The organism is Pseudarthrobacter sp. NPDC092424 (genome assembly GCF_044754925.1).
Lineage (GTDB): Bacteria > Actinomycetota > Actinomycetes > Actinomycetales > Micrococcaceae > Arthrobacter.
In genome coordinates, this window is the sequence record NZ_JBIVQC010000010.1 from 44,188 (window position 1) to 68,671 (window position 24,484).

General features: G+C 68.0%; 23 protein-coding genes. 15 read left to right on the forward strand and 8 right to left on the reverse strand.

The window, feature by feature from the left end; all coding sequences use genetic code 11:
• Positions 1-47 precede the first annotated feature (47 nt).
• The gene (locus tag ACIQCN_RS13520) at positions 48-1,397 is read left to right on the forward strand and encodes a TrkH family potassium uptake protein (protein ID WP_400611345.1); all 1,350 of its coding nucleotides are present in this window, start codon (positions 48-50) and stop codon (positions 1,395-1,397) included.
• Positions 1,390-2,082, forward strand: a complete 693-nt coding sequence (locus ACIQCN_RS13525; RefSeq protein ID WP_400604790.1) for a potassium channel family protein — start codon at positions 1,390-1,392, stop codon at positions 2,080-2,082. Before ACIQCN_RS13520 ends, ACIQCN_RS13525 begins: the two co-directional genes overlap by 8 nt.
• A 1-nt stretch (position 2,083) precedes the next feature.
• On the opposite strand, the gene ACIQCN_RS13530 is transcribed toward ACIQCN_RS13525, so the two are convergent.
• A complete protein-coding gene (locus tag ACIQCN_RS13530) occupies positions 2,084-2,482 on the reverse strand; it encodes a response regulator transcription factor (RefSeq protein ID WP_400611346.1) in 399 nt (132 codons plus the stop codon).
• A gap of 334 nt (positions 2,483-2,816) precedes the next feature.
• Positions 2,817-3,173, reverse strand: a complete 357-nt coding sequence (locus ACIQCN_RS13535; protein ID WP_400604793.1) for an SPW repeat protein — start codon at positions 3,171-3,173, stop codon at positions 2,817-2,819.
• 221 nt (positions 3,174-3,394) lie between these two features.
• Here ACIQCN_RS13535 and ACIQCN_RS13540 point away from each other — a divergent pair, with 221 nt between their 5' ends.
• Positions 3,395-3,679, forward strand: a complete 285-nt coding sequence (locus ACIQCN_RS13540) for a DUF1540 domain-containing protein (protein ID WP_400604794.1) — start codon at positions 3,395-3,397, stop codon at positions 3,677-3,679.
• 157 nt (positions 3,680-3,836) lie between these two features.
• Complete coding sequence (locus ACIQCN_RS13545; RefSeq protein ID WP_400604796.1) at positions 3,837-4,097, forward strand: GlsB/YeaQ/YmgE family stress response membrane protein; 261 nt, start codon at positions 3,837-3,839, stop codon at positions 4,095-4,097.
• A gap of 92 nt (positions 4,098-4,189) precedes the next feature.
• On the opposite strand, the gene nhaA is transcribed toward ACIQCN_RS13545, so the two are convergent.
• Complete coding sequence (nhaA, locus tag ACIQCN_RS13550; protein WP_400604797.1) at positions 4,190-5,527, reverse strand: Na+/H+ antiporter NhaA; 1,338 nt, start codon at positions 5,525-5,527, stop codon at positions 4,190-4,192.
• Positions 5,528-5,841: 314 nt separating this feature from the next.
• Between nhaA and ACIQCN_RS13555 the strand changes: the two genes are divergently transcribed.
• The 3 genes from ACIQCN_RS13555 to ACIQCN_RS13565 are packed head-to-tail and all read left to right on the forward strand — an operon-like array spanning position 5,842 to position 8,024.
• Positions 5,842-6,612 carry a hypothetical protein gene (locus ACIQCN_RS13555; RefSeq protein WP_400604799.1) on the forward strand — a complete coding sequence of 257 codons (771 nt, stop codon included), beginning with the start codon at positions 5,842-5,844 and terminating at the stop codon, positions 6,610-6,612.
• A gap of 27 nt (positions 6,613-6,639) precedes the next feature.
• Positions 6,640-7,347 (forward strand): sortase domain-bontaining protein, encoded by a 708-nt coding sequence (locus tag ACIQCN_RS13560; RefSeq protein WP_400611347.1) that lies wholly within the window; start codon positions 6,640-6,642, stop codon positions 7,345-7,347.
• A gap of 20 nt (positions 7,348-7,367) precedes the next feature.
• Positions 7,368-8,024, forward strand: a complete 657-nt coding sequence (locus ACIQCN_RS13565) for a hypothetical protein (RefSeq protein WP_400611348.1) — start codon at positions 7,368-7,370, stop codon at positions 8,022-8,024.
• A gap of 32 nt (positions 8,025-8,056) precedes the next feature.
• On the opposite strand, the gene ACIQCN_RS13570 is transcribed toward ACIQCN_RS13565, so the two are convergent.
• From ACIQCN_RS13570 to ACIQCN_RS13590, 5 genes are all read right to left on the reverse strand, one after another.
• Positions 8,057-8,473 (reverse strand): four-helix bundle copper-binding protein, encoded by a 417-nt coding sequence (locus ACIQCN_RS13570; protein WP_400604804.1) that lies wholly within the window; start codon positions 8,471-8,473, stop codon positions 8,057-8,059.
• A 72-nt stretch (positions 8,474-8,545) separates the two neighbouring features.
• Positions 8,546-9,892 carry a TrkH family potassium uptake protein gene (locus ACIQCN_RS13575; protein ID WP_400611349.1) on the reverse strand — a complete coding sequence of 449 codons (1,347 nt, stop codon included), beginning with the start codon at positions 9,890-9,892 and terminating at the stop codon, positions 8,546-8,548.
• Complete coding sequence (locus ACIQCN_RS13580; RefSeq protein ID WP_400611379.1) at positions 9,889-11,847, reverse strand: amino acid transporter; 1,959 nt, start codon at positions 11,845-11,847, stop codon at positions 9,889-9,891. Before ACIQCN_RS13580 ends, ACIQCN_RS13575 begins: the two co-directional genes overlap by 4 nt.
• Before the next feature lie 186 nt (positions 11,848-12,033).
• Positions 12,034-12,711 (reverse strand): response regulator, encoded by a 678-nt coding sequence (locus ACIQCN_RS13585; RefSeq protein WP_400604807.1) that lies wholly within the window; start codon positions 12,709-12,711, stop codon positions 12,034-12,036.
• Positions 12,708-15,317: an ATP-binding protein gene (locus ACIQCN_RS13590; RefSeq protein ID WP_400611350.1), complete on the reverse strand. Its 2,610-nt coding sequence runs from the start codon at positions 15,315-15,317 to the stop codon at positions 12,708-12,710. Before ACIQCN_RS13590 ends, ACIQCN_RS13585 begins: the two co-directional genes overlap by 4 nt.
• Before the next feature lie 167 nt (positions 15,318-15,484).
• On the opposite strand from ACIQCN_RS13590, the gene ACIQCN_RS13595 reads away from it, so the two are divergent.
• The 8 genes from ACIQCN_RS13595 to ACIQCN_RS13630 all read left to right on the forward strand — a co-directional run bounded on the left by ACIQCN_RS13595 (position 15,485) and on the right by ACIQCN_RS13630 (position 24,436).
• Positions 15,485-15,829, forward strand: a complete 345-nt coding sequence (locus ACIQCN_RS13595; protein ID WP_400611351.1) for a heavy-metal-associated domain-containing protein — start codon at positions 15,485-15,487, stop codon at positions 15,827-15,829.
• Between the two features lie 52 nt (positions 15,830-15,881).
• On the forward strand, positions 15,882-18,050 hold the full coding sequence (locus ACIQCN_RS13600) for a heavy metal translocating P-type ATPase (RefSeq protein ID WP_400611352.1): 2,169 nt from the start codon (positions 15,882-15,884) through the stop codon (positions 18,048-18,050).
• A 94-nt stretch (positions 18,051-18,144) separates the two neighbouring features.
• Entirely contained in the window at positions 18,145-18,612 is a 468-nt protein-coding gene (locus ACIQCN_RS13605) for a hypothetical protein (RefSeq protein WP_400611353.1), read from the forward strand.
• 54 nt (positions 18,613-18,666) lie between these two features.
• Positions 18,667-19,293, forward strand: coding sequence for a DUF305 domain-containing protein (locus ACIQCN_RS13610; RefSeq protein WP_400611354.1), 627 nt, complete (start codon positions 18,667-18,669; stop codon positions 19,291-19,293).
• A gap of 189 nt (positions 19,294-19,482) precedes the next feature.
• Positions 19,483-20,166: a low molecular weight phosphatase family protein gene (locus ACIQCN_RS13615; protein ID WP_400611355.1), complete on the forward strand. Its 684-nt coding sequence runs from the start codon at positions 19,483-19,485 to the stop codon at positions 20,164-20,166.
• A gap of 127 nt (positions 20,167-20,293) precedes the next feature.
• Positions 20,294-21,448, forward strand: coding sequence for an LCP family protein (locus tag ACIQCN_RS13620; protein WP_400611356.1), 1,155 nt, complete (start codon positions 20,294-20,296; stop codon positions 21,446-21,448).
• Between the two features lie 31 nt (positions 21,449-21,479).
• Positions 21,480-22,562 carry an LCP family protein gene (locus ACIQCN_RS13625; protein ID WP_400611357.1) on the forward strand — a complete coding sequence of 361 codons (1,083 nt, stop codon included), beginning with the start codon at positions 21,480-21,482 and terminating at the stop codon, positions 22,560-22,562.
• 185 nt (positions 22,563-22,747) lie between these two features.
• Positions 22,748-24,436 carry an alkaline phosphatase D family protein gene (locus tag ACIQCN_RS13630; RefSeq protein ID WP_400611358.1) on the forward strand — a complete coding sequence of 563 codons (1,689 nt, stop codon included), beginning with the start codon at positions 22,748-22,750 and terminating at the stop codon, positions 24,434-24,436.
• The last annotated feature ends 48 nt before the right edge of the window (positions 24,437-24,484 follow it).

A 24,484-nucleotide genomic window follows, 5' to 3' on the forward strand; every position in this document is an offset into this window, starting at 1 on the left:
CCGACGTCGGGCGTTCCTCCGCATCTTTCGCGGGCAGGCTAGTGGCGATGCTTCGCAGAGCGGGCGAGCTGCTGGTGCCGAGGCATCCCGCCCAGGTAATCGTTACCGGATTCCTGCTGGCCATTCTGGTGGGCACGGGGCTGCTGATGCTGCCGGTGGCCACGCCGGGCGCGGGTGGCGCGTCATTCCTCGAAGCACTCTTCACCGCCACATCCGCTGTGTGCGTAACCGGGCTGGTCACCGTTGATACGCCCGTATTCTGGAGCGGATTCGGGCAGGCTGTGATCCTCGCGCTGATTCAGGTGGGAGGGTTCGGCGTGATGTCCTTCAGTACTTTGCTGGGGGTGCTGATGGCCCGGAAACTCGGGCTGCGGTCCCGGATGCTGGCGGCTGCAGAAACCAAAAGCACGGGGTTCGGGGATGTCCGGTCTGTGCTGTTCGGGGTCCTGAAGATCACCGTGACCGTCGAGGTCATCCTTGCGGCCGTGCTGGCCGTGCATTTCGCGATGGCGTACGACTACCCGGCCGGCGAGGCGATCTGGTTTGGCGCGTTCCACTCGATTTCCGCGTTCAACAACGCCGGTTTTGCCCTGTACTCAGATAGCCTGGTGGGGTTCGCCTCCGATCCGTTGGTACTGCTGCCCATCGCGGCCGCGGTGATCATCGGCGGCCTGGGCTTCCCTGTGCTGTTCGAACTTCGCCGCCGGTACCGCCGCCCTATCCACTGGAGCATGAACACCAAGCTCGTCCTTGCCGGCAGTGCCACGCTCCTGGCCGGCGGTACCCTGTTCCTCACCGCCGCGGAGTGGACCAACACGGCCACGATGGCTGCCCTGTCCCCCGGCGACCGGGTGCTGAACGGGTTCTTCCAGTCCGTTATCACGCGAACCGCGGGCTTTAACAGCATCGACATTTCGCAGATGCACCCCGTCTCCTGGATGGGCATGGACATCCTCATGTTCATCGGCGGCGGCCCCGCCGGAACCGCCGGCGGCCTGAAGGTCACCACGTTCGCGGTCCTGTTCTTCATCCTGTCCACGGAACTGCGCGGAGGCACGGCCGTGAACATCTTCGGCAAGCGTCTCTCGAGGGCCGTGCACCGCCAGGCGATCACCGTGGTGCTGCTGGCCATCGCCTTGGTGGTGGCATCAACCATGTTCCTGATGCTGATCACGGATTTCGGGCAGGAGCGCATCCTGTTCGAGGTGGTTTCCGCGTTCGCCACCGTGGGCCTGTCCACCGGCATCACGGCCGGGCTGCCGCCAGCGGGACAAGTGGTCCTGATCCTGCTGATGTTCATCGGCCGCCTTGGCCCCGTGACGCTGGGAACCGCACTGGCCCTCCGCAGCCGTCCCATACTGTTCGAATACCCGAAGGAAAGGCCGCTCATTGGCTAAGGACATCTTCTCCCGCAAAGCCGAGCGCGTGGCGCAGACGGACTCGGTGGCCGTGATCGGCCTGGGCCGTTTCGGCGGGTCGCTTGCCCTGGAGCTCGAGGCACAGGGCACCGAAGTGCTGGGCATCGACACCAATGAGGAAATCGTGCAGTCCTACAACGGCCGGCTCACCCACGTGGTCCGTGCCGACTCCACCCGCGAAGAGGTGCTGCGCCAGCTCTCGGTGCACGAGTTCGACCGGGCGGTGGTGGGCATCGGCTCGGACCTCGAAGCCAGCATCCTCACCACCTCGCGGCTGCTCACATTCAAGCACCCGGAGATCTGGGCCAAGGCCATCAGCGAACCCCACGCCGAAATCCTGGGCCAGCTGGGCGTGCAGCATGTCATCCGGCCCGAGCATGACATGGGCAAGCGCGTGGCGCACCTGGTCCGCGGCGCGATCCTGGACTACGTGGAGTTCGAGGACGACTTCGTGATGATCCGCACGCAGCCGCCGTCCGAAGCCCGCGACCGTCCGCTCGGCGTTCTGGGACTGCGGGACCAGTACGGAATCACCATCGTCGCCGTGAAGCGTCCCGGCGGCACCTGGCAGCACACCACTGCGCAGACCGTCCTCTACGAAGAGGACCAGATCATTGTGCAGGGGACCAAGAACCTGGCTGAGGGGTTCAGCACGCGGGCTTAGCTCATTCCGACGCGCGCTGCCCGCCCGCGTTGGGGTTCGAAGGCTGCAGCAGGGCGGCGATCCGGGCACGCACGTCGCGGGGGCGGAACGGTTTGATGATGTAGTCCGCCGCACCGGCTTCGAAGGCGGCCTCCTGGTCCGCCGGGTGGGTCCGGCCGGTCAGCATCACCACACGGGCGCAACTGAACCCGCGGATTTGCCGCAGGACCTCCAGTCCGTCCAGATCGGGCAGGCCGGCGTCGACCGTGACCACGTCCGGCTGTGCGGTGCGGGTAAGTTCAAGTCCCGAGCGGCCGTCCACCGCGGTGAAGACCTCATAGCCGGATTGGTGCAGTACCGCCTCAAGCAGGTTCCGCATATCCAAATCATCTTCAATGACAACCACGCGTATACCGCCCATGGTGCCTCCCGGAAGTCCCCAGCCCTTGCCCAGCGCAAAAGCTACAATTCCCCCGATAAACGGCAGTCTACGCTTAATAAGGAGTCGCAGTCCTAGTCAGGGCGAAAGTGATAGCCGAAAATCAAAAACAGTTCACCCTGAAAAGGCGAATTGATGAATGACTCCTCCTGAACACACGAGGAATAATGGGAAAATAGGATTCCGGCATCAAATGGAATAATCCCGCGGGATAATAAATTCGCCTGGTTCGTTCCGCTGAGGACGCTGACCCGGCCATGCTTCCCGGGTGCGGGCCGGGCGTTTGTAGCCTGGCGGGCATCCGGGAAACGGTCTCCTAGTGGGACATGCGGTATTGGTGGTGGAGCTCCGTGCTCGGTTTGATGGCGGCCGCTGTCACAACCAGGGCCACACCACCTGCGATCCACGAAGTCCAGGCAGCCCCCACGGTGCTTGAGTAGCTACCGAGCCAAGGGGAAAGAATCAGGCCGGCGGCGAGGACCGCCTGCACCCACTCCATGGCCGGCGTGCCGGGCATGGCCAGGTTGATGATTCCGCTGACTACCAGAAGCCCGCCGAACGCGAGCATCAGGGTGGTGGACATGCCTTCCTGCCGCATCCACAGGACTGACGCCGCTGCCACAAGTCCGGCAGCCACGCTGACCCAATCCTGCCAACGATGCCACTTTTCCATTGGGTCCTTCCTTCCTGTTTGACGCGGGGAACGCCACGGGCGTTCCGGGCGTGCGGGCGGATAACCGCCCACACTCCTATTGAACTCCTATGAGGAGGCGTTTTACAGGGCAGTGACCAGCAATTACGCAACACAAGTGGGTCTTTTTGATGGGACGTTACAGGTTTACGGTAGTCCCACAGAGAGCCGCCCGCCCGGGGCAGCCTGGAGGAGGACTTTCCATGACAACGCACGTCGCTGACTGCAGCGTAACGAACTGTTCCTTTAACGACCACACCAACTGCAACGCAGCCGCCATCACCGTCGGTGGCGCTGAGAACCATGCCCACTGCGCCACCTTCATTGACACCGGATCCCACGGCGGCCTGCCCAAGGTCCTCGCCGACGTGGGAGCCTGCCAGCGCAGTGAATGCATCCACAACGACCACCTCATGTGCAAGGCACCCGAGGTCCACGTTGGCCCCGGCGCCGACAACGCCGACTGCCTCACCTACTCGCACCAGTAGAAACCCCCGATCCCCGGAGCACCCGGCGCGGCCAGGCCCCGGGTGCTCCGGCGCTGCCCGGCATCCACGCAGCGCCCAGCATTCATAGACTGGAAGCGCCGCTGCACCGTGCCGCGGACGCACCCGTGGGTGCGGCGAAGACCCGAAGGAGTAGTCCATGATTGGATTCATCGTTGCAGGCCTGGTGATCGGCGCCCTGGCCCGCCTGATCAAGCCCGGCAAACAGAACCTGGGCCTGCTGGCCACCCTGCTGCTGGGCCTGGCCGGCTCCGTAATCGGCGGAGTGGTGGCGTCGCTGCTGGGAACCGGCGACATTTTCGAACTGAACTTCCTGGGCTTCATCGTGGCCGTCATTGCCGCCGTGCTCCTGGTGGGCACCGCCGAGGCGATCGCCGGCCGCCGCAAGGGCGTCCACTAGCCACCCGTAACCCCAACGCGGGTCACCTTCGGCCCAATAGACCCGGATTATTGGGCGGAAAGTGACCCTCCCCGCCCGGCCCTAGAAAAGGGCTACTTCTGGTAGACGTCCGGGATGCCGTCCTGGTCCGCGTCCACCTTTTCCCGCTCCTCTTCGGCCCGGTACTGCCGGTTGCGGGTCCGGAGCACCGTCGTGGCCAGCAGCGCGGCGAGCAGGGACGCGCCGAGGATGCCCACCTTGGCGTGGTCGTCATGCGGGCTCCCGAGGCCGAAGCTCAGTTCAGCCACCAGGAGCGAGACAGTGAACCCAATGCCGGCCAGCAGTGCGACACCGAAGATGTCGATCCACTTGAAGGAGTCATCCAGCCGGGCCTTGGTGGCCTTGGTCAGGATCCAGGTGGTGCCCAGGATACCGATCGGCTTGCCCAGGACCAGCGCCACGATAATGCCCAGCGCCACAGGATCCGACAGTGCCGAGAGCAGCCCGTCCCAGCCGCCCACGGCCACGCCGGCGGAGAAGAACGCGAAGATCGGCACGGCCACGCCGGCGGAGATCGGCCGGAAGCGGTGTTCAAAAATCTCGGCCAGCCCGGGGCCGCCTTCCGGCCCGAGCGCCCGGGATTTGATCACGGGGACCGCGAAGCCGAGCAGCACGCCGGCCACTGTGGCGTGGATGCCGGAAGCGTGGACCAAGGCCCAAACCACGACGCCCAAAGGCAACAGGATCAGCCAGGCAGCGAAGACCTTCCGGCCGAAGAAGTGCCGGTACTTCTGCGCCAGGAACGTGTAGATGCCCAGCGGGATGAGCGCCAGCAGCAGCGGTTCGAAGTGCAGGTCGCTGGTGTAGAAGAACGCGATGATGGTGATGGCGATCAGGTCATCCACCACGGCGAGCGTGAGCAGGAAGATCCGCAGCGCACTGGGCAAGTGGGAACCGATGATGGCCAGCACGGCGACGGCGAACGCGATGTCCGTGGCCGTCGGAATGGCCCAGCCGCGCAGGGTACCGGGGCTGCCGAGGTTGATGGCCACGTAGATCAGCGCCGGAACAACCACACCGCCGGCCGCCGCGGCGACCGGCACGATCGACTTGTTGATCTGCCGCAGGTCCCCGGCCACGAATTCACGTTTGAGCTCCAGGCCCACCAGGAAGAAGAAGATGGCCAGCAGCCCGTCAGCAGCCCACGCGCCCAGGCTGAGTTCCAGGTGCCAGGGTTCGTAGCCCACCTTGAAGTCGCGGAGCGCAAAGTATGAGTCCGATGCCGGCGAATTGGCCCAGACGAGCGCGATCACCGCAGCGATAACAAGCAGAGCGCCGCCGACGGTTTCTTTCCGGAGGATCTCGCCGATACGCAGGGCTTCGGCGTAACTGCCGCGTCCGAGGATGGTCGACCCGGCCTTTGGCGGAGTGGGGGGCGGCGCTGAATTCATGGAGGGTCCTCCTGGTTTCGGGTTCGACAAAACTGTTGCCGACCAGACTTCCCGGCGCACCTCCAACCTATTGTATGGGGCGCGGGTCACACTGCCGCAACCGGAGCGGCCCCTGCGGGGCGGGTCTCGAACCTGCGGACGCCCGCGCTTGCGTCCCACCCGGCAGCACCCAAAGTGGCCCGTTTCACAATTTTCCCATCCGTCACCGCAGCCGCTCCGAACTGCCAGTGTCCCCTCTTCCGGGGATACCGTCCTTTCCCGGGACAGGTCCCCATTCGGGACATCACCGTTACTTGTATGAGGAGAGCATTCCGATGAACAAGGCACTTCGCTTCCTGGCCGTTCCCACCCTGGCACTCGGCGCCCTGGCACTGTCCGGTTCGCCGGCCATGGCCCATGACGGGTCCGATCACTACCAGTCCACGCTGGGCCAGATCAACGGCAGTTCCGCTTCCGGCACCATCACCGTCGATGTCACCGGCAACCAGGCCCACGCGGTCCTGACGGTCTCCGGCCTGGCCCCCACCTTCAACGACGCTCCCTACCCGCACGTCCAGCACATCCACGGGGGAGCCAAGGGCATCTGCCCCGCCCCGGGTGCCGACGCCAACGGCGACGGCGTCATCTCCACCACGGAAGGCAACCCGAGCTACGGCGAAATCGTGACCACGCTTTCCACCAGCGGCGACACGAGCCCCGCCGCCGGGCTCGACCTCAAGGTCGCAGGCCAGGGCGCCGGCTACACGGTGGACCGCACCTTCGAACTGAACGCAGAGACCAAGGCGGCGCTTGAGGCCGGCACGGCAGTAGTGGTGGTCCACGGCCTGGATCCGGCCACCCTCAGCAAGGAGGCACAGGCCGCCAAGTCAGACCTCGTCCCGAGCCTGCCCCTCGCAGCCACTTCCCCTGCACTGTGCGGAACCCTCCAGGCGGGCCAGATGACCATGCCGGTTGGCGGGGCTGACACGGGCGTCACCGAGGGAACCAACGACGCCGGCGCCCTCGCACTGGGCGGCGGCCTGGTGCTCGCCGCAGCTGCAGCCGGCACCTACGTGGTCCGCCGCCGCAACGGTGCAGCAGCCTAGGTCAGCCGGATACAACAGGTGAAACCAATGGAATCCGGCCGCTGCGGGGGCTTCCGCGCTTCCGCGGCGGCCGGGCTTCTCCTGCTCCTCGCGTTGACCGGGTGCGGCGCCCCCGGCAACGGAACGTACGACGCCGGCGCCCCGCCTGCCGCCTCGGCCGCACCCTCCAGCACCACACCGGAGGCCACGCCCACCCGGACGGCCACTGCACCGGCCCCGCCCAAGACCAAGGCACCGGGGGCAGCAAAGGCTCCGGCCGCCGTCGTACGCCCTGTCCTCCCCAGGTCCAAACCGAAGGCGCTGGAGATCCCGTCGGTGGGCCTGCGGACGGAGCTGATCCATCTGGGGCTGCGCCCGAACCGGTCGCTCGAGGTCCCGGAGGACACCGGCAACGGCGCCCCCGCCAGCTGGTATGACGGCTCCCCCACCCCCGGCGAGCGCGGACCGTCCGTCATCCTGGGCCATGTGAATGCACTCGGCGGCAACAAGGGCGTGTTCGCGGACCTGCGCAGCCTCAACCCCGGCGCGGACATCAAAGTGACCCGCGCCGACGGCAGCACCGCGGTGTTCACCGTGGAACGCGGCGCCCTCTACGGGAAGGACAGCTTCCCCACGCTGGAGGTCTACGGCAACACGGCCGGCGCCGAACTGCGCCTCATTACGTGTGACGGCTATGACCCCGCCACCGGACTTTTCGACGACAACTACGTCATCTACGCCAAACTCAAGGCCTGACCCGCCGGAACGGATCCGCCATGAACAACCGCCCGCCCCTGATGGCATCGGTCCTCCTGTCCGCAGTCCTGCTCACCGGCTGCTCGGCCGCCGCGGCCGGCCCGGGAACCGCCGGCCAGCCGGGCCAGAGCCACGGTGCGGAGAGCCACGGCGCGGAGAGCCACGGCGCGCACGACGGCGGCCACCACCAAAGCGTGAAAGCCCCCGCCCGCGCCGCCGCGGGCGGTCCCAGCGAAGCCGCGAAAATGGTGTGCGGTGACCAGCCTATGGACCGCCTGATTGCCGTCCTGGATCTGGACAAGGCGCCGCACACCGTGAACAACTGGGCGGACAGCACGTTCACCTGCACGTACCACCTGGACCAGGCGTCACCGGCGGTGCCGGGCTCCCTGGACATCTCGGTACAGGAAGCCCGGGACGAGGCCACGGCGCTGGAATACTTCGACGCCATGCAGGCGCTCGCCCCGGACGCCACACCCATCGGCGGCCTGGCCAACCTTGGGTTCCCAGCCTACGAAACCGCCGACGGCAAGGCCGTGTTCCAGAAGGACAGCTTCGTGCTGACCGTGGACGCGTCCGGCCTGCCCGCCGCCGTGGGCCCGGATGCCGTGACCCGCAACGCGCTGGCGTACCAGCTGGCCACCACCATCCTGGCCTGCTGGGTGGAGCACGGCTAAGCTGTCAGCCCGTATCCCTGCCTGAGTGCCCGCTAGCCGAGCGTTTCGAGGAGTTCGGAGCACGCGGTTTCGCACCGGCGGCAGGCTTCGGCGCAGATCCGGCAGTGCTCATGCATGCCGGCGTGCTGCTCACATTCGGCGGCACAGACCGCGCACGCGGTGCGACAGGCTTCCAGCAACGACCGGACCAGTTCCACATTGGTGCCGGTCTGGCGGCTAAGCACGGTCCCGGTGGCGGCGCAGACGTCGGCGCAGTCCAGGTCCGTGCGGATGCAGGAGGCGAGTTCGGCCACCATGTCCTCGGCCAGGCAGGCGTCCGCGCAGGACGAGCAGGCCTGGGCGCACTGGAAGCATGCGGCGATGCAGGCGGCGAGTTTTTCCTTGTCCACGGCGGGGGTTCCTGCGGCTCCGGGGTGTGAGCCGAGCATTGCGCTGATGTGGTGTGTCATGTCCTTCTCCTGTTCGGTCGAGGTGCACTAACACGTCCCACGCTAAGCCCAAGCGTTGGACAGCCAAAAGGCCTAGCCGATAATCGGCCGCTCCTCCGGAAGCCTGAACAGCCGGGGCCGCGCGGAGAGCGCCAGCGCGGAGGCGACGGTCACGGTTCCGATGCGGCCGGTGAACATGAGCGCCATCAGCACCCACTGCGCCGAGGGCGGCAGGCCGTACGTGATTCCCGTACTCAGCCCAACCGTGCCGAACGCGGAAATGGCTTCGAACAGAACCCTTTCCAGGCCGTGGTCAGTGAAGAGCAGCAGCAGCATGGTGCCGCTGATCACCGCGGCGATACCCAGCAGCGCCACCGAAAGCGCCTGGCGCTGCGAGGAAGAGCTGATGGAGCGGTGGGCGATGGTCACCTGGTCGCGGCCCCGGACCTCATTCCAGATGGCGAAGCCGAGCACCAGGAAGGTAGTGACTTTGATGCCGCCGGCGGTACCGGCACTGCCGCCGCCGATGAACATCAGGATGTTGGAGACCATCAGGGTCTCCGGCGCGGCCACCCCGTAATCGATGGCATTGAAGCCTGCCGTGCGGGGGAAGACCGTGCCGGCGAAGGCACCCAGGAGCTTCCCCTGTACAGACAGCGGACCCAGGGTTTCAGCCCGGTTCCACTCGAAGGCGGCGAAGAAGGCCCCGCCGGCGGCCAGGAGCAGAAGCGTCCCGTAGACAGTGAGCCGCAGGTGGACAGTCCAGTCACGTGGCGGTGTTCCGCCGCGGGAGAGCTGGATGATGACAGGGAAGCCCAAGCCGCCGGCAATGACCGCCAGGCAGATGGGCACCAGGATCCACGGGTCCTCGGCGAACCCCATGAGGTTGTCGCTATAGAGGGAGAACCCGGCGTTGTTAAAGGCCGAAACCGCATGGAAGACCCCGTGCCACAGTGCCGTCAGCGGATTGTCATCGTAACCGCCCAGCCAGAAGCGGAGCGTGAGCACCAGGGCCGTGGCACCTTCGAGGGCCAGCATGATCCGGGCGACGCTGAGCAGGACGGAGCGGACGTCGCCCAGGTTCAGGGTGTGCGTCTCCGACTGGGCCACCAGCTGGCCGCGGAGGCCGATGCTCTTGCGCACCAGGAGCGCCAGGAGGGTTGCCAGGGTCATGATCCCGAAGCCGCCCACCTGGATCAGGCCCAGGATGATGCCCTGTCCCAGCGGGGTCCAGTGAATGGCCGTGTCCACCGTGATCAGACCGGTCACGCAGACAGCGGATACTGAGGTGAACAGCGGCGCCAGTCCGTCTTCAGGGCCGGCGCCGGTCTGCGCCGCGGGCAGTGCCAGCAGTCCGGCGCCGGCCAGGATGACCAGCAGGAAGGCCGCCGGAACCGCCCGGACCGGGTGTGCCAGCAGTTCCGCCGTACCGGCCCTCATCCGACGTGGATTCCCGGCCGGCGGTCCGGATCGGGTTCGTTCTCGCGGATGATTTCCCGGACCACCGGAGCGGTATCTCCCGTCCCCAGCAGCAGGTAGCGCATAAGGTGCGCCAGCGGATTGCCCTCGGACCATTCAAAATAGACATGCGGCTTGACCCCCGTGGCGTCGCGCAACGCCAGCAGGATGGCAGCGATGGCGTTCGGTGCCGCAGGGCTCTCGGCCCGCAGCACGCGGTGCCCGTCCACTTCCACACCGCGGACGCACAGCACGTCGCTGAAGCCGGAAGGGTCGCTGACATCGATTTCCAGGAAGATCACGTCCGCCGTGCCGGGTACGGGGTTGTTGGCCCGCTGCGCCAGTTCCTTCCCGGCGTATTCGGCGGCATCCCGTGCCTGCGGCCGGTTGGCGATGATGTTCAGCCGTCCGTCGAACGCCAGGGAATCGCTGACGAAGCGCCGCGCCTCGGCATCGAACTCGATTCCGTGCACCCGCAGTTCGGTAGTGCGGCTGACACGGGACACCAAGGAAACCGCGATGATCCCCAGGATGAAGAATGCGGAAATCGTGATGCCGTCCGGCTTTTCGATGACGTTGGCGCCCAGGGCGTACAGCATCACGAGGGTCAGAACGGTGAAGCCCACGGCCTGCCCGCGCCGCTTGTTCCGGATGGCGGAGATGGCCACGGCAACGGCAGCAGAGACCATCATGGCCAGGACCCCGGTCGCATAGGCGCCTGCCTGTGCGTTGACGTCCGCGCGGAAGCCGACGGTGATCAGGATGCTGACGGTGGTGTACACCAGCACCAGGGGCCGGACTGCGCGCGACCAGTCCGGTGCCATGCCGTACGAAGGCAGGTACCGCGGCACGATGTTGATGAGGCCCGCCATCGCGGAGGCCCCGGCAAACCAGAGGATCAGGATGCTGCTGATGTCATAGACCGAGCCGAATCCGTTGCCCAGGTGTTCGTGAGCGAGGTAGGCCAGGGCACGGCCGTTGGCCTCCCCGCCATCCTGGAATTCCTCTGCCGGGATCAGCACCGTGGTCACGAAGCTGCTGCCGACCAGGTACATGCTCATGATTACCGCTGCGGCAGTGAGGAACTTGCGCGTGTTGCGGATGCGGTTCTCCAGCTTCTCCTCGGGAGTGTTCCCCCTGGCTGCCACGAGCGGCATCATGCTCACGCCCGTTTCGAAGCCGGACAGGCCCAGGACCAGCAGGGGGAACGCGACCAAAGCAGGGCCCACCACGCCGCCCGGCCCGCCGCCGTCGGCCTCCAATGCCGACAGCCAGTAAGAAAACGCCTCAGGCTTGGCGAAAACCTCCACCAGCCCGGTGCCGATGATGATGGCGTTCATGCCCAGGAAGACGGCCACCAATGGGATGGCCACCGCCACCGCCTCCGAAAAGCCCAGCAGGAACACCCCGCCCAGGATCAGCAGCAGCACCACGGTGATGGGCACAGCCTGGCCTTCCAGCGCGGGCGGCAGGTACGGGTTCTCCAGCAGGTGCACGGTGGCGTCGGCGGCGGAAAGCGTGATGGTGATGATCCACGAGGTGGCCACGAAGCCCAGCAGGACCAGCACAAAGATCTTGCCCCGCCAGAATGGCAGCAGCCGCTCCAGCATGGCGACGGACCCCTGTCCGTGGGGGCTCTCGGCGGCAACCCGGCGGTACATCGGCAACATGCCCAGCAGGGTCAGCGCAACGATCAGCAACGTCGCCAGCGGCGAGAGGGCGCCGGCAGCCAGGGCCGCAATGCCCGGCAGGTAGGAAAGAGTAGAGAAGTAGTCCACGCCGGTAAGGCACATCACTTTCCACCAGGCGTGCTGGGTGGCGTGGCCCTCGTCGGTTTCGGGGCCGACCGGCTGGTTGACGCGGTGTTCCAGCAGCCACCTGACCAGCGGGGTGCCTGGCTCCGATTCCTTTTCCGGGTTGGGAACTGTGGCGGGCATGGAGAAGTGGGCGGAAGCCGACAATTACGTGTCTTTCTGTGCTGCGCCGCCCCGGCGGACCGGTCCGGCACAAGGGCTGGTAACTTCCGGAGCCTAGCACCGGCCTGGAAGCCCTTCCGGTGCCCGTTCGGGGATCTTAATGCTTTCTTAACGGCCCCCTTCCGCTGGGCTGCCCCGGTCCAGCGCCTACTTCTTCAAGCGGTACCCCAGTCCGGTCTCGGTCAGCAGGTGCCGCGGGTTGGCCGGGTCCATTTCGAGCTTCCTGCGCAGCTGGGCGAGGTAGACGCGCAGGTAAGCTGTTTCCTCCGCATAACCCGGCCCCCACACGTGCGCCAGGATCTGCTGGTGCGTGACGAGCGCCCCGCTGTTCCGCGCCAGGAGTTCCAGGATCTTCCACTCCGTCGGCGTCAGCCGCACCGTGACGCCGCGCCGTGTGACCTGCTTTGCTGCCAGGTCCACGGTGAAACCCGCGGTCTCCACCACAGGGACCGCGTCGGCGGCCGAGCCGCGGCGTTGCGCTGCCCGCAGCCGGGCCAGGAGCTCGTCCATGCCGAACGGCTTGGTCACATAGTCGTCCGCGCCGGCGTCCAGGGCCTGGATTTTGTCTTCGGAACCGTGCCGGGCAGAAAGCACGACGACCGGCACACCGTTCCAGCGGCGAAGGCGCCTGATGACTTCCACGCCGTCGATATCGGGGAGCCCCAGGTCCAGGATCACCGCGTCCAGCCGGTGGCGGGCTGCCTCTTCGAGCGCCTGGGAACCGTTCAGCGCGGTCACGGTGGTGTAACCGCGGGCATTCAGGTTGATCTGCAGCGCGCGGAGGATCTGGATTTCGTCGTCGACGATGAGGACGGCGGGCGTCATGTTCGCTCTTTCCAGTGGTTCGGAGGCTCGGCAGCCGCCCGGGTGGACAGGGGCAGGCGGACCACCATGGTCAGGCCGCCGCCGGGGGTGGGTTCGGCCAGCAGCACGCCTCCCATGGCCTCGACGAAGCCCTTGGCCACTGCCAACCCCAGCCCGATGCCGGTGCCGGCCGCTGTATCGTCCGCGCGCTGGAAGGGCCGGAACATGGTCAGAACCTGCTCGGCGGGGATTCCGGCCCCATGGTCCACGATGGTCAGCTCGCTGGCCGGGACGCCACGGATCACGGCGTTGCCGGCGCCGCCCACCGCTCCGGCAATGACCACGTCGGAGCCCGGCGCGTATTTCAGGGCGTTCTCCACCAGGTTCGCGATGACGCGCTCCAGCATCCCGGGGTCCGCATCCACCGGCGGCATGTTGTCCGGCAGGAGCACCCGCACACGCGCCGGCGCGGTTCCGCGGACCGCCTCGGCCACTACGTCCGCCCAGTACACGGGCCGGATCAACGGGGAAACCGCATCAGCAGTGATGCGGGACATGTCCAGCAGGTTGCTGACCAGGCGGTCCAGCCGGTCGGCCCCGGCCTCGATGGTGGCCAGGAGCTCTTGTTCCTCAGCCTTGGAAAACGCGATGGTCCCGTCCCGCAGGCTGCTGGAGGCAAGCTTGATGCCGGCCAGCGGCGTCCGCAGATCGTGCGAGACGGCACGGAGGATGGAAGTGCGCATGGTGTTCCCCTCCGCCAAACGCAGGTTTTCACGCTGGCTGGCCGACAGTTGCTCACGCTGCAGCATGGCCAGCAGGTGCGCCCCGAACGCGGCCAGGAGCCGGCGCTCGTCCTGGGACAGTTCCCGCCCGGTCAAAGTGAGCGCCCGTTTTCCGTCCAGGTCTTCCCGCGTGGACGCGGCAGAAATTTCGCCGGGGACGGCACCGCCGGCATGTTCGCTGATCCGCCAGGCGGCCGGGCCGCCGTCGTCCGTTCTGGTCCACAGGGCGGCGCCGTCCACCTGAAAGTAATCGCGCACCTGCTCAAGGAACCCGGGGATGGTGTTGCCCTCAGCGACTGCACGCCGGCTCAGTTCGCCGAGGACCGCCGCCTCCGCACGGGCCACTTTGGCCTCCTGGCGAAGGCTGACGGACCGGTCCATCAGGAGGGAAACTGCCACCGCAAGCACCAGGAACACCAGGATCGCCAGGACGTTTTCAGGGTCCAGGATGAACAGCGAACCCACCGGCCGGACGCTGAAGTAATTCACTATCATCCCCGCCACCAAAGCGGCCAGCACGGCCGCCCACACGCCGCCCAGCAGGGAAACGGCCACCACGCCGGACAGGTGCACCAGCATGTCGGTGGAAAGCTGGCGGTGCGGCAGCTGTCCCAGGAAGAACTGGAGGAGGGCCGGGAGCAGCACGGCCAGGGCAAACCCGGCGCCCTGGCGGACCCTGCCCCTGCCGGGCCGGCCCATCCCGGCCCGCGGACGGGCGGCAAGGCGGCGCGCTGGTCCTCCCGTCCCCTCCGCACCGTACCCGTCAGCCGCTTTCGTGGCAACGAGATGGATGTCCACGTTGCCGGCATTTTTCCTGACCCGCTCCGCGACTCCGCCACCCCGCACCCAGTCCGCGATGCCCCGGCGGCGGCACGGGCCCGCCGGCGTTCCCAGGACAATCTGGCTGGCGTTGATGCTGCGGGCAAAATCCAGGATCCCGGCGGCCGTATCCTGCCCGCCGACTGAATGGAACACCCCGCCAACCTCCCGGGTGAGCCTGCGAAGCAGCTCCAGGTCCTTGCCGGTCCGGGCGTCGCTGCCGGCAGCTGCGGTCCTGATGTGCACGGCATGGAGCTCCCCGCCGGCCGCCGCGGCCAGCATCCGGGCCGCCCGCCGGAGGAGTGCCTGGTCGCGGGGACGGCCGCTGAGGCCCACCACAAGCTTTTCGCGCGCGGGCCAGCTGTCCCTGATGTTCCTCGCCACGCGGTAGTCCGCCAGCCCGGCGTCCACGCGTTCGGCCAGCCAGATCAACGCAAGTTCCCGCAGGGCGGCGAGGGTCCCCGGGCGGAAGTCACCGGCCAGGGCCGAGTCGGCCTCCTCCCGGCTGCTGAAGATCCTGCCTTCCCCGAGTCGCTGGCGCAGCAGTTCAGGCGAGGCGTCCACCAGTTCGATCTGGTCCGCACCCAGTACCGCCGCGTCGGGCACCGTGGCAGTGGCGCGGGCACCAGTGATGTCCTCCACGACGTCCCGCAACGATTCGACGTTTCTGATATCCAGGGTGGACAGCACGTCGATGCCGGCGTCCAGGAGCACCGGCACCTGCTCCCACCGGGCCGCACCGGGCGCGGGAAAGGCGGCATAGTCGTCCACCAGGACCACCTGCGGTGCGCGGTCCAGCAGGGCCGGGAGGTCGAGCCCGGAGTCGAGGTCCGGGCGCGCCGTTGCCGGGCAGAACTCCAGTCCCGCCAGCAGCGCCTCCGTTTCTGACCGGCCGCGGCTCAGTGCAACGCCCACCACAACGTCCTTGCCCTCCTGGCGGAGCCGGCACCCTTCCTCCAGCATGGCGAATGTCTTGCCGGCACCGGGTGCGGCTCCCAGGAATATGCGCAACGCCCCTCGACCCATGGCTCCATTGTTCACGCTCCGGGCGCCGCAGTCTTGACACATATACCCCCCAGGGGTATGTTCAAGGTGTTGTCAGTGAAGTGGTATGTCCCGGCAGGCGCCCCGCGCCTCCTCTCACAGCCGTTCAACCCCAGCGCCCATGAATCCTCGACGGAATGGAAACTGACATGTGTGCACCTCAAACCCGGACAACCCTCCCCCTCGCTTCCGCGGCAGGCTGCAGCTGCTGCGGACCCTCCGCCCGCGCCACGGAAGCTACCGGCAGCGCCCCGGCGCGTGCCGCCGTCGTCCCTCCCCGTACAGCCGGCGCGCCGCGCGAGTTCGCCGTGGAAGGCCTCACCTGCGGGCACTGCGTGCAGACCGTGGAGAAGGCCGTGGGTGCGCTGGCAGGCGTGGACGCGGCCAAGGTGGACCTGGTGTCCGGCGGGCGGTCGCGCCTGACCGTGACCGGTTCAGCGGCCGACGCGGACGTGCGCCAGGCGGTGGCCTCGGCCGGCTACGCAGCCCCGTAATTCCGGCCCGGGGCCGCGTGCCCCGGGCAACATCCTTACCTAAGGCGGCACCATGCAGGACCACAACCACCATCACGACGACGGCGCCCCGCCTTCCACGCCAGCCGTCATCGACCACGCGGGGCACGCAGGCCACGGGATGACTGCAGCGCGCCCATCATCTTCGGGGCATCCGGGCCACGGCGGCCACGCGGGGCCAATGCCCGATGACGACCACGCCGTCCACACCCACGGCCAGCACGCCGGTCACAGTACCGCGATGTTCAGGAACCGGTTCTGGCTCACGCTGGCCCTGTCCATTCCGGTGGTGTATTTCAGCCCCATGGTCGGCCACATCTTCGGCTACATGGCCCCGATGTTCCCCGGCTCAACTCTCATTCCGCCCGTCCTGGGCACCGTGATTTTCCTCTATGGCGGCCAGCCGTTCCTCAAGGGCGCCGTGCAGGAGGTGCGCGACCGCCGGCCCGGCATGATGCTGCTGATCGGCATGGCCATCACCGTGGCGTTCGTGGCCTCGTGGGTCACCAGCCTGGGGCTTGGCGGGTTCGACCTGGACTTCTGGTGGGAACTGTCCCTGCTGGTGGCCATCATGCTGCTGGGCCACTGGATCGAGATGCGCGCCCTCGGCTCCGCCCAGGGCGCTCTGGACGCGCTGGCCGCCCTCCTTCCGGACGAGGCGGACCGCATTTCGGACGACGGCGGCACGGAGACAGTGCCGGTGGCGGACCTGCGTGAGGGGGACGTGGTGCTGGTCCGGTCCGGCGCACGGATGCCGGCCGACGGTACCGTGGTGGACGGCCGGGCCGAGTTCGACGAGTCCATGATTACCGGCGAATCCAAGACCGTTCCGCGCAGGCCGGGCGACGCCGTCGTGGCCGGAACCGTAGCCACAGACAACACCGTCCGTGTGCAGGTCACCGCGGTGGGAGACCAGACCGCGCTGGCCGGCATCCAGCGGCTGGTGGCCGAAGCCCAGGCGTCCTCGTCCCGGGCCCAGGCCCTCGCGGACCGGGCGGCGGCGTTCCTCTTCTACTTCGCTGCCGGCGCCGGCGTGCTGACGTTCATCGCCTGGACCCTGCTGGGCAGCGTGGCCGACGCCGTGACCCGCACCGTGACCGTGCTGGTCATCGCCTGCCCGCACGCCCTGGGCCTGGCAATTCCGCTGGTCATCGCCATTTCCACCGAACAGGCAGCCCGTGCGGGTGTGCTGATCAAGAACCGGATGGCGCTGGAGCGGATGCGCACCATCGACGTAGTGCTGTTCGACAAGACCGGAACCCTGACCACCGGCGAGCCTGATCTTATGGACATCGCGGCCGTCGAAGGCGCGGAGCCGGACCAGATCCTGGCGCTCGCCGCCGCGGTGGAGTCCGACAGCGAACACCCCGTGGCCCGCGCGATCGTCCGGGCGGCGCGTGAGCGCGGCCTTGCCCTGCCCGCGGTCTCAGGCTTCACCTCAATGACCGGCCGCGGCGTGCGTGCCACCGTGGACGGCCGCACCGTCCATGTGGGCGGGCCGGCGCTGCTGCGCGAGCTGGCCGCCGTCGAACCTCCTGCCCTGGCCGAATCCACCCGGGCCTGGATGGGGCGCGGCGCCGCAGTGCTGCATGTGGTGGACGAAGGCCGCGTGCTGGGCGCCGTCAGCCTCGAGGACGCGGTGCGCGCCGAATCCCGGCAGGCCGTGGCCGCACTGCAGAACCGCGGCGTGAAGGTAGGCATGATCACCGGCGATGCCCGCCAGGTGGCCCAGGCCGTGGCCGAGGACCTGAACATCGACGAGGTCTTTGCCGAGGTCCTGCCTGCGGACAAGGACAAGAAGGTGGCAGAGCTGCAGGCCCGGGGCCTCAAGGTGGCCATGGTGGGCGACGGCGTCAACGACTCCCCCGCCCTGGCCCGCGCCGAGGTGGGCATCGCGATCGGGGCCGGCACGGACGTGGCGATGGAATCCGCCGGCGTGGTGCTGGCAGGGAACGATCCCCGCGCCGTGCTGTCCATGGTGGACCTCTCCCGCGCCAGCTACCGCAAGATGTGGCAGAACCTGGTCTGGGCCACGGGCTACAACATCCTGTCCGTGCCCCTGGCCGCCGGTGTTCTGGCGTTCGCCGGGGTGGTGCTCTCGCCCGCGGCCGGTGCCGTACTGATGTCCGCCTCCACGATCGTGGTGGCCCTCAACGCCCAGCTGCTGCGCCGCGTGAAACTCAATCCGTCCGCGGTACGTTAGAAACACCATGCCCCGACGCTCTCTCACTTCCTGCGCGTTCCCCTCCGACGCTCTCTCACTTAGTGCGCGTTTCGGGCCAACGCTCTCTCATTCAATGCGGGTTTTGGGGCAGCCCTCGCTCACATCACAGGCGCTGCTGCGCTGTGCGGTGTTCGCAGGGATCCTGTCGGTCATTGCCGGGATCCTCGGAATGCACGTGATGACGGGGAGCCACGCGTCCCATTCTGTTGTTGCGCACTCGGCGGTTTCACACGCTGCGGCCGCTGCGGCCACGTACGCTGCGTCCGCGGACGACGGCGGGAGGCAGCCGGGCGGGCCGGCGCACCCGGGCGGGGACGCCGTCGTCGTGCTCTCGGCCGGCGCTGTCTGCGGGGAGGCCTGCCCGGGCGCGGGAGAAGCCGGGGCGGCGTGTGTCCCGTTGGCGAACGCGGGATCGTTCCCCGCGATTCCGCCGCCGGCGCCCGCCATGAAACAGGAGTCGCGCACTGCCGCAGCCGCCGCCGCATATTCCTACATTCCGTCCAGCCCCACGCCCTGCGAACTGTCCATCAGCCGGACGTAAACCGAACCGCGCTTTCCGCCCGAAAACCGGTTCAACCTTAAGGACGAATTCCGCATGAACACCACACTGAAGACCCTCACCGTCACCGCTGCCCTCGCCGCAACCCTGGGCCTGGCCGGCTGCGCCGCCGACTCCGGCTCGGCGCCCACCGGGGGCGGCAGCATGTCCGGCATGGACCACGGCTCCAGCCCGATGACCAGCATGATGCCCGACGCCAATGCCGGGCACAACGCGGCGGACACCATGTTCGCGCAGATGATGATCCCGCACCACGCCCAGGCGGTGGAGATGAGCGACATCGTGCTGGGCAAGCAGGATGTGCCCGCCGAGGTGACGGCGCTGGCCACCAGGATCAAGGAAGCCCAGGGCCCCGAAATCGAGAAGATGACGGGCTGGCTGGAAAGCTGGGGACAGCCCACCATGATGCCCACCGACTCCGGGCACGGCATGTCCGGCATGGTGGACGCGGACGGCATGGAGAAGCTCAAGGCCGCCCCTGGCCCCGAAGCCGCGAAGTTGTTTCTCGAGCAGATGATCATGCACCACGAGGGCGCCGTAGAGATGGCCCAGCAGGAGATCGGCGCGGGCAAGAACGCCGAGGCGGTGCAGCTGGGCCGCGACATCGTCACCGCGCAGCAGGCCGAGATCGCGGAAATGAAGCAGCTGCTGGGAAAGCTCTAGCTCCTGCCGCCCCGCGGCGTAACGCTCCTGCGCTTCCCTTTTGGGGGTGCAGGAGCGCCGCCGCAAAACCCGCTTTAAGTGAGAGAGCGTCGGCCCAAAACCCGCCTTAAGTGAGAGAGCGTCGCGGGGGTGGCATGTTAAGTTGAGGTGCGCGGACTGCACGGTCCCGCCGGTTGGAAAGAGAGCTCCTTGGACACGTCCGCACCCGTAAGAATCCTGACCGTCTGCACGGGCAACATCTGCAGGTCGCCCGTGGCCGAGAGGCTGCTGCAGGCCGGGCTGGACCAGGCGGTGCCGGGCGGCTTCGAGGTTGCCAGCGCCGGCACGCGGGCCATGGTGGGTGAGCCGATGCAGCCGATCTCCGCCGACATCGTGCGTACCTTCGGCGGCAGCCCGGACCACTTTGCCGCCCGCCAGCTGACGCCGAATATCCTCCGCGGCGTGGACCTGGTGCTCACCATGACCTCCGGGCACCGCGGCGAGGTGCTCCAGCTGGATGCCTCCTTGCTGAAGCGGACCTTCACGATCCGCGAATTCGCACGGATGCTGGACGTCCTCGACCAGCGCGCTGCCGACGGCGTCGCGGAAGCAGGAGCCGCCGTCGTGCCTTCCACGGCGGACGCGCACGACGGCGCCTCCCCCTTGGCTGCCAACGCCGCCTATTGGCGCGGGTTGCCCGCCCGCGCGGCGGGTGTCCGGCACCTGTCCCTGCCGGCGGATTCCAGTGAGAACGACATCGTGGACCCGTACCGGCGAGACCCCGGGGTGTACCGGCAGATGGAGGACCAGCTCGCCCCGGCCATCGTGTCGATTCTGCGCCACGCCCGCCTGAACGCCCCGTCCGCCGAGGCTGCCGCCGGCCCCGGTTCCTGACCTCCCGGGGCCGCTGCCCCAAACCGACGTCCATCGGCCCCCGCCCACCACGGACTGCGGATTTTCGTGCGGGCTTCCTGCGGATTCCCCTGATGAAACAGCGCCCGGGCCGCAGTAGTTTTCGGCGATGGGCACCCAGCAGACGTATCCAGGCGGCGCGGCCCCCGGCCTCCCCAAGAAGCATCCCCGGCACCGGCTGCGGGGGCTCCTCCTGGTGCTGCTGACCGTCGCGGTGCTGATGGCGGCCTCTGCCGGAGCGTTCCTGTACACCCTTGGCCAGACCTTCGACTCGCGGAGCACCACGATCGAAAACGCGTTCCCCGACGAGTCCCTGCGGCCCCGCCCCAACGCCCAGCCAACCGGGCCGTCGGCCGGCGCCGCGGAGGAGGCCCCGGGCGCGGCGGCCGGTTCAGGTCCGGCTGCCGCCGTGGCCCCCGGAGAAAAGGCGCCCGCGCCGGGCGGGGCCTTGAACATCCTGGTGATGGGCACCGACAGCCGCGGCGCCACGCCCGGCGAAGCGCTGTCCGGCAGCAACTCCAACCAGCGTGCGGACACCCTGATGCTGGTCCATGTTCCCGCCGACCGGTCCCGGATCTTCGCCGTCTCCCTGATGCGTGACCTTTGGGTGGGGATCCCGGGGCAGGGGGAAGCCAAGATCAATGCGGCACTCGCATTTGGCGGTGTCCCCCTCATGGTGCAGACCGTGGAGTCGCTCTTCAACCAGCGCATCAACCACGTGGCAATGATCGACTTCGAGGGCTTCAAGGGCATGACCGATGCCCTTGACGGGGTAGAAGTGAACGTCACCCAACCCTTTGTGTCCCTGCACGGCAACTTCACCTTCACCCAAGGCCCTGCGCTGCTGGACGGCGAGCGCGCCCTGGCGTTCGTCCGCGAACGGTACGCGTTCACCGACGGCGACTACCAGCGCGTGCGGAACCAGCAGGCATTCGTCAAGGCCCTCCTGGCCAAGAACCTCAGCGCCGGCACGCTGCTCAACCCGTTCAAGGTCAGCGAGGCACTTTCGGCCATCTCGCCGTTCATCAGTGCTGACAGCGGGCTGAATGCTGCGGCCCTGGCCCGGCTGGCTCTGGAGTTGCGCGGCGTGGGCCCCGGCGACCTGGTCTTTTTCACGTTGCCGACGGCGGGAACCGGCACTTCATCGGACGGCCAGTCGATCGTCCTGCCGGACTGGGACGCCGTCGCCGCCATGGGCCAGGCCCTGGCAGGTGACAGTTTGGACAAGTTTGTAGCCAACAGGGGGCTGGCGGGCGGACACTGATCCCACCAAACACGATGAGGTGGAGGCACAAATGAGCGCTCCCGCTGGCCCCGGCCCGGAGTCCCACCCGGCGGGCGACGCCTGGCACCAAATGTTCCACGGGCGGAGGCGCTGGATCGCGGCACTGCTGGCCGTGGCACTCGTGGCCACCGCCGTCGTCGTAATTTTCAACCTGAACCCCGCCGGCACCGAAGCCGGGCCCGCCGCCAGCCCGACTCCGACGGCGACGCCCAGCGGCACGCCGTCGGCAACTCCAACCAGGACCAAGCCGCCCGCCCCGGCGCCCATTCCGGAACTCCGCGCCGTGCCCATGAACGTGCTGGTGATCGGGAGCGACAGCCGGGCGAACGCACGCAAGCAGGCGGCGCACACGGCGGCCACCGGGGAGGCGTCGGACCAGCGTGCGGACACGCTGATGGTGGTCCATGTCCCGGCGGACCGGCGCTCGTTGACCCTGATTTCGATCAACCGGGACACCTGGGTGGAAGTGCCTGGGGTCGGCGGCGCGAAGATCAACGCGAGCCTGGAACGCGGCGGCATCGACCTGGCGCAGCGGACGGTGGAGCAGTTGCTGGGAATCAGGATCGCGCACACGCTGATGCTGGACTTCCACGGTTTCAGGGTGCTCACGGACCGGCTGGGCGGAATCGACGTCAACGTCACCACACCGTTCCGGTCCACCCACGAGACCCGCCACGTTTTCAAGGCCGGGGTCAACCATCTCAATGGGCAGGCGGCGCTGGAGTTCGCCCGGGAGCGCTACGCCTTTGCCGACGGCGACTTCCAACGGGTCCGCAACCAGCAGACCCTGCTCCGCGCCATCCTGGCCCGGCTGACCGCCCGCGGCGCGCTCAACAACGTCACGGCCGTGCGCGCCCTGGTGGACATGGCCAGCTGCTGCCTCACCGTGAACAAGGGTTTCGACCCGGCGCAGGCGGCGATCCTGGCGTACAGCCTGCGCAACCTCAACGTGAAGGCGATCCGCAGCATGACGCTGCCCAATGCGGGGATGGGCTACGTGGGAGAGCAGTCCGTGATCTTCCCTGACCAGGCCGGCATCGCGGCCGTCGGCGCCGCGCTGCGCTCCGGGCGGATCGCGCAGCTCGCGCGGTAGCCCGGAGCAACGCGCGCAGACACTGCGGCGCTGGGCAGATAACGCCCACCTCCGGGCCCTTAGCGCGCCGGATCTGAACCCCGCGCTGCTTTCGGAGGGCGGCCGGTGCGACTGTTCAGCGGGGCCTTACCTGCGGTTCACCGCCCGGACAATGCGCGTGCGCCCGCGGCCGGAATTCTGGGGGCATGACTGATACTTCACGCCCTGAACTTTCCCGCCGCACGGTGGTCCGCGGCTCAGTCCTCGCCGCCGCGCTTGCCTCCGTCCCCACCGCGGCCAACGCCAACGCCGCATTCTCCCCTGCCGGCGCTGCGCTGGTCCGGAACCGGCTCACCCTCCCCAGCGGCATTGCCACCGGAGACGTCACGGCCGACTCGGCCGTGCTCTGGTCCCGCGCGTCGGGTGCCGGGCGCATGACGGCGGTCCTGCGCGCAGTGGACGACGGCGGCGAAATCCTGCGCGGACGGGGTGCCTTCGAGCGCGTCCTCCGCGGCCCCCGCGCCACGCAGGCCTCCGACTTCACGGCCAAGATCCACGCAGGGAATCTGCCGTCCAACACGCGGTTCGCGCTGGAGATCAGCTTCGAGGACGACGGCGGCGCAGCCGGCGAGAGCGTCCGCGGCACCTTCCGCACGGCGCCCGACGCGGGGACGTACTACGGCGCGGGACGCACCGGCGGGACGAGCAACGGCGGTGAGGTCCCGGCGTCGTCCGCCCAAAGCTTCGTCTGGACCGGCGACACCGCCGGGCAGGGCTGGGGCATCAACGAGGAGATCGGCGGGATGCGCGGCTACCGGGCCATGCACCAGACCCGGCCGGACTTCTTTATCCACGCAGGCGACACCGTGTACGCCGACGGTCCCATCGCCGAGTCCGTGGTGGAGAAGGACGGACAGGTGTGGCGGAACCTGGTGACCGAGGAAGTGTCCAAGGTGGCCGAGACGCTCACCGAGTTCCGGGGCCGGCACCGCTACAACCAGATGGACGCCAACATGCGCGCCATGTTCTCCGACGTGCCCGTCATCGCCCAGTGGGACGACCACGAGACCACCAACAACTGGTACCCCGGGGAGATACTGCAGGACCCCCGCTACACGGTGCGCGACGTCAACACGCTTGCAGCCCGGGGCCGGCAGGCGTGGCAGGAGAACATGCCCATCGCGGACAGTGCCGCGCTGTGGCGGCCGGGAACATTCGACGACGCCGGGCAGTACCAGCCCGCGCGCATCTACCGGAAGATTTCCCGCGGCCCGCAGCTGGACATCTTCTGCCTGGATATGCGGACTTTCAAGTCCCCGAACACCGACGGCAAGGAAAGCTACGCCACCAACATCCTGGGCCGGGAGCAGGTGGACTGGCTCATCCGCGAAGTCAGCAAGTCCAAGGCGACGTGGAAGGTGATCGCCGCGGACATGCCCCTGGGCGTCATCGTGCCCGACGGACCCGTGAACCAGGAAAGCGTTGCCAACCGCGACGCCGGCGCTCCGCTGGGCCGCGAACTGGAGATCGCCGGGGTCCTCAGCGCGTTCAAGCGCAACCGGGTCAAGAACGTGGTGTGGCTGACCGCGGACGTGCACTACTGCGCCGCGCACCACTACTCCCCCGAGCGGGCGGCGTTCACCGACTTCGACCCCTTCTGGGAGTTCGTGGCCGGGCCGATCGCGGCCGGGTCCTTTGGACCGAACACGATGGACGGCACGTTCGGACCGGAGGTGGTGTTCTCCAAGGCCGGCCGCTTCCCCGGCGAGTCACCCCGCGACGGCGAGAACCAGTTCTTCGGGCACGTCCAGCTGGATACCGACGCCTTCACGGTGAGCCTGCGGAACGCGAACGGCGCCACGGTGTTCTCCAAGGTGCTGACGCCGGAGCGGTAGTTTTCGGACGTTCGCTATGGATTCGGACAAGCGCTGCCGGGACCCGGG

Bases quoted from the DNA above. Each gene is read 5' to 3' on its own strand.
- ACIQCN_RS13520 (WP_400611345.1), top strand. From the start codon at position 48: ATGCTTCGCAGAGCGGGCGAGCTGCTGGTGCCGAGGCATCCCGCCCAG.
- ACIQCN_RS13585 (WP_400604807.1), bottom strand. From the start codon at position 12,711: ATGACGCCCGCCGTCCTCATCGTCGACGACGAAATCCAGATCCTCCGC.
- ACIQCN_RS13610 (WP_400611354.1), top strand. From the start codon at position 18,667: ATGAACACCACACTGAAGACCCTCACCGTCACCGCTGCCCTCGCCGCA.
- ACIQCN_RS13605 (WP_400611353.1), top strand. From the start codon at position 18,145: ATGCGGGTTTTGGGGCAGCCCTCGCTCACATCACAGGCGCTGCTGCGC.
- ACIQCN_RS13580 (WP_400611379.1), bottom strand. From the start codon at position 11,847: ATGCCCGCCACAGTTCCCAACCCGGAAAAGGAATCGGAGCCAGGCACC.
- ACIQCN_RS13625 (WP_400611357.1), top strand. From the start codon at position 21,480: ATGAGCGCTCCCGCTGGCCCCGGCCCGGAGTCCCACCCGGCGGGCGAC.
- ACIQCN_RS13545 (WP_400604796.1), top strand. From the start codon at position 3,837: ATGATTGGATTCATCGTTGCAGGCCTGGTGATCGGCGCCCTGGCCCGC.
- ACIQCN_RS13570 (WP_400604804.1), bottom strand. From the start codon at position 8,473: ATGACACACCACATCAGCGCAATGCTCGGCTCACACCCCGGAGCCGCA.
- ACIQCN_RS13540 (WP_400604794.1), top strand. From the start codon at position 3,395: ATGACAACGCACGTCGCTGACTGCAGCGTAACGAACTGTTCCTTTAAC.
- ACIQCN_RS13595 (WP_400611351.1), top strand. From the start codon at position 15,485: ATGTGTGCACCTCAAACCCGGACAACCCTCCCCCTCGCTTCCGCGGCA.
- ACIQCN_RS13590 (WP_400611350.1), bottom strand. From the start codon at position 15,317: ATGGGTCGAGGGGCGTTGCGCATATTCCTGGGAGCCGCACCCGGTGCC.
- ACIQCN_RS13630 (WP_400611358.1), top strand. From the start codon at position 22,748: ATGACTGATACTTCACGCCCTGAACTTTCCCGCCGCACGGTGGTCCGC.
- ACIQCN_RS13620 (WP_400611356.1), top strand. From the start codon at position 20,294: ATGGGCACCCAGCAGACGTATCCAGGCGGCGCGGCCCCCGGCCTCCCC.
- ACIQCN_RS13535 (WP_400604793.1), bottom strand. From the start codon at position 3,173: ATGGAAAAGTGGCATCGTTGGCAGGATTGGGTCAGCGTGGCTGCCGGA.
- ACIQCN_RS13530 (WP_400611346.1), bottom strand. From the start codon at position 2,482: ATGGGCGGTATACGCGTGGTTGTCATTGAAGATGATTTGGATATGCGG.
- ACIQCN_RS13565 (WP_400611348.1), top strand. From the start codon at position 7,368: ATGAACAACCGCCCGCCCCTGATGGCATCGGTCCTCCTGTCCGCAGTC.
- ACIQCN_RS13575 (WP_400611349.1), bottom strand. From the start codon at position 9,892: ATGAGGGCCGGTACGGCGGAACTGCTGGCACACCCGGTCCGGGCGGTT.
- ACIQCN_RS13600 (WP_400611352.1), top strand. From the start codon at position 15,882: ATGCAGGACCACAACCACCATCACGACGACGGCGCCCCGCCTTCCACG.
- nhaA (WP_400604797.1), bottom strand. From the start codon at position 5,527: ATGAATTCAGCGCCGCCCCCCACTCCGCCAAAGGCCGGGTCGACCATC.
- ACIQCN_RS13560 (WP_400611347.1), top strand. From the start codon at position 6,640: ATGGAATCCGGCCGCTGCGGGGGCTTCCGCGCTTCCGCGGCGGCCGGG.
- ACIQCN_RS13555 (WP_400604799.1), top strand. From the start codon at position 5,842: ATGAACAAGGCACTTCGCTTCCTGGCCGTTCCCACCCTGGCACTCGGC.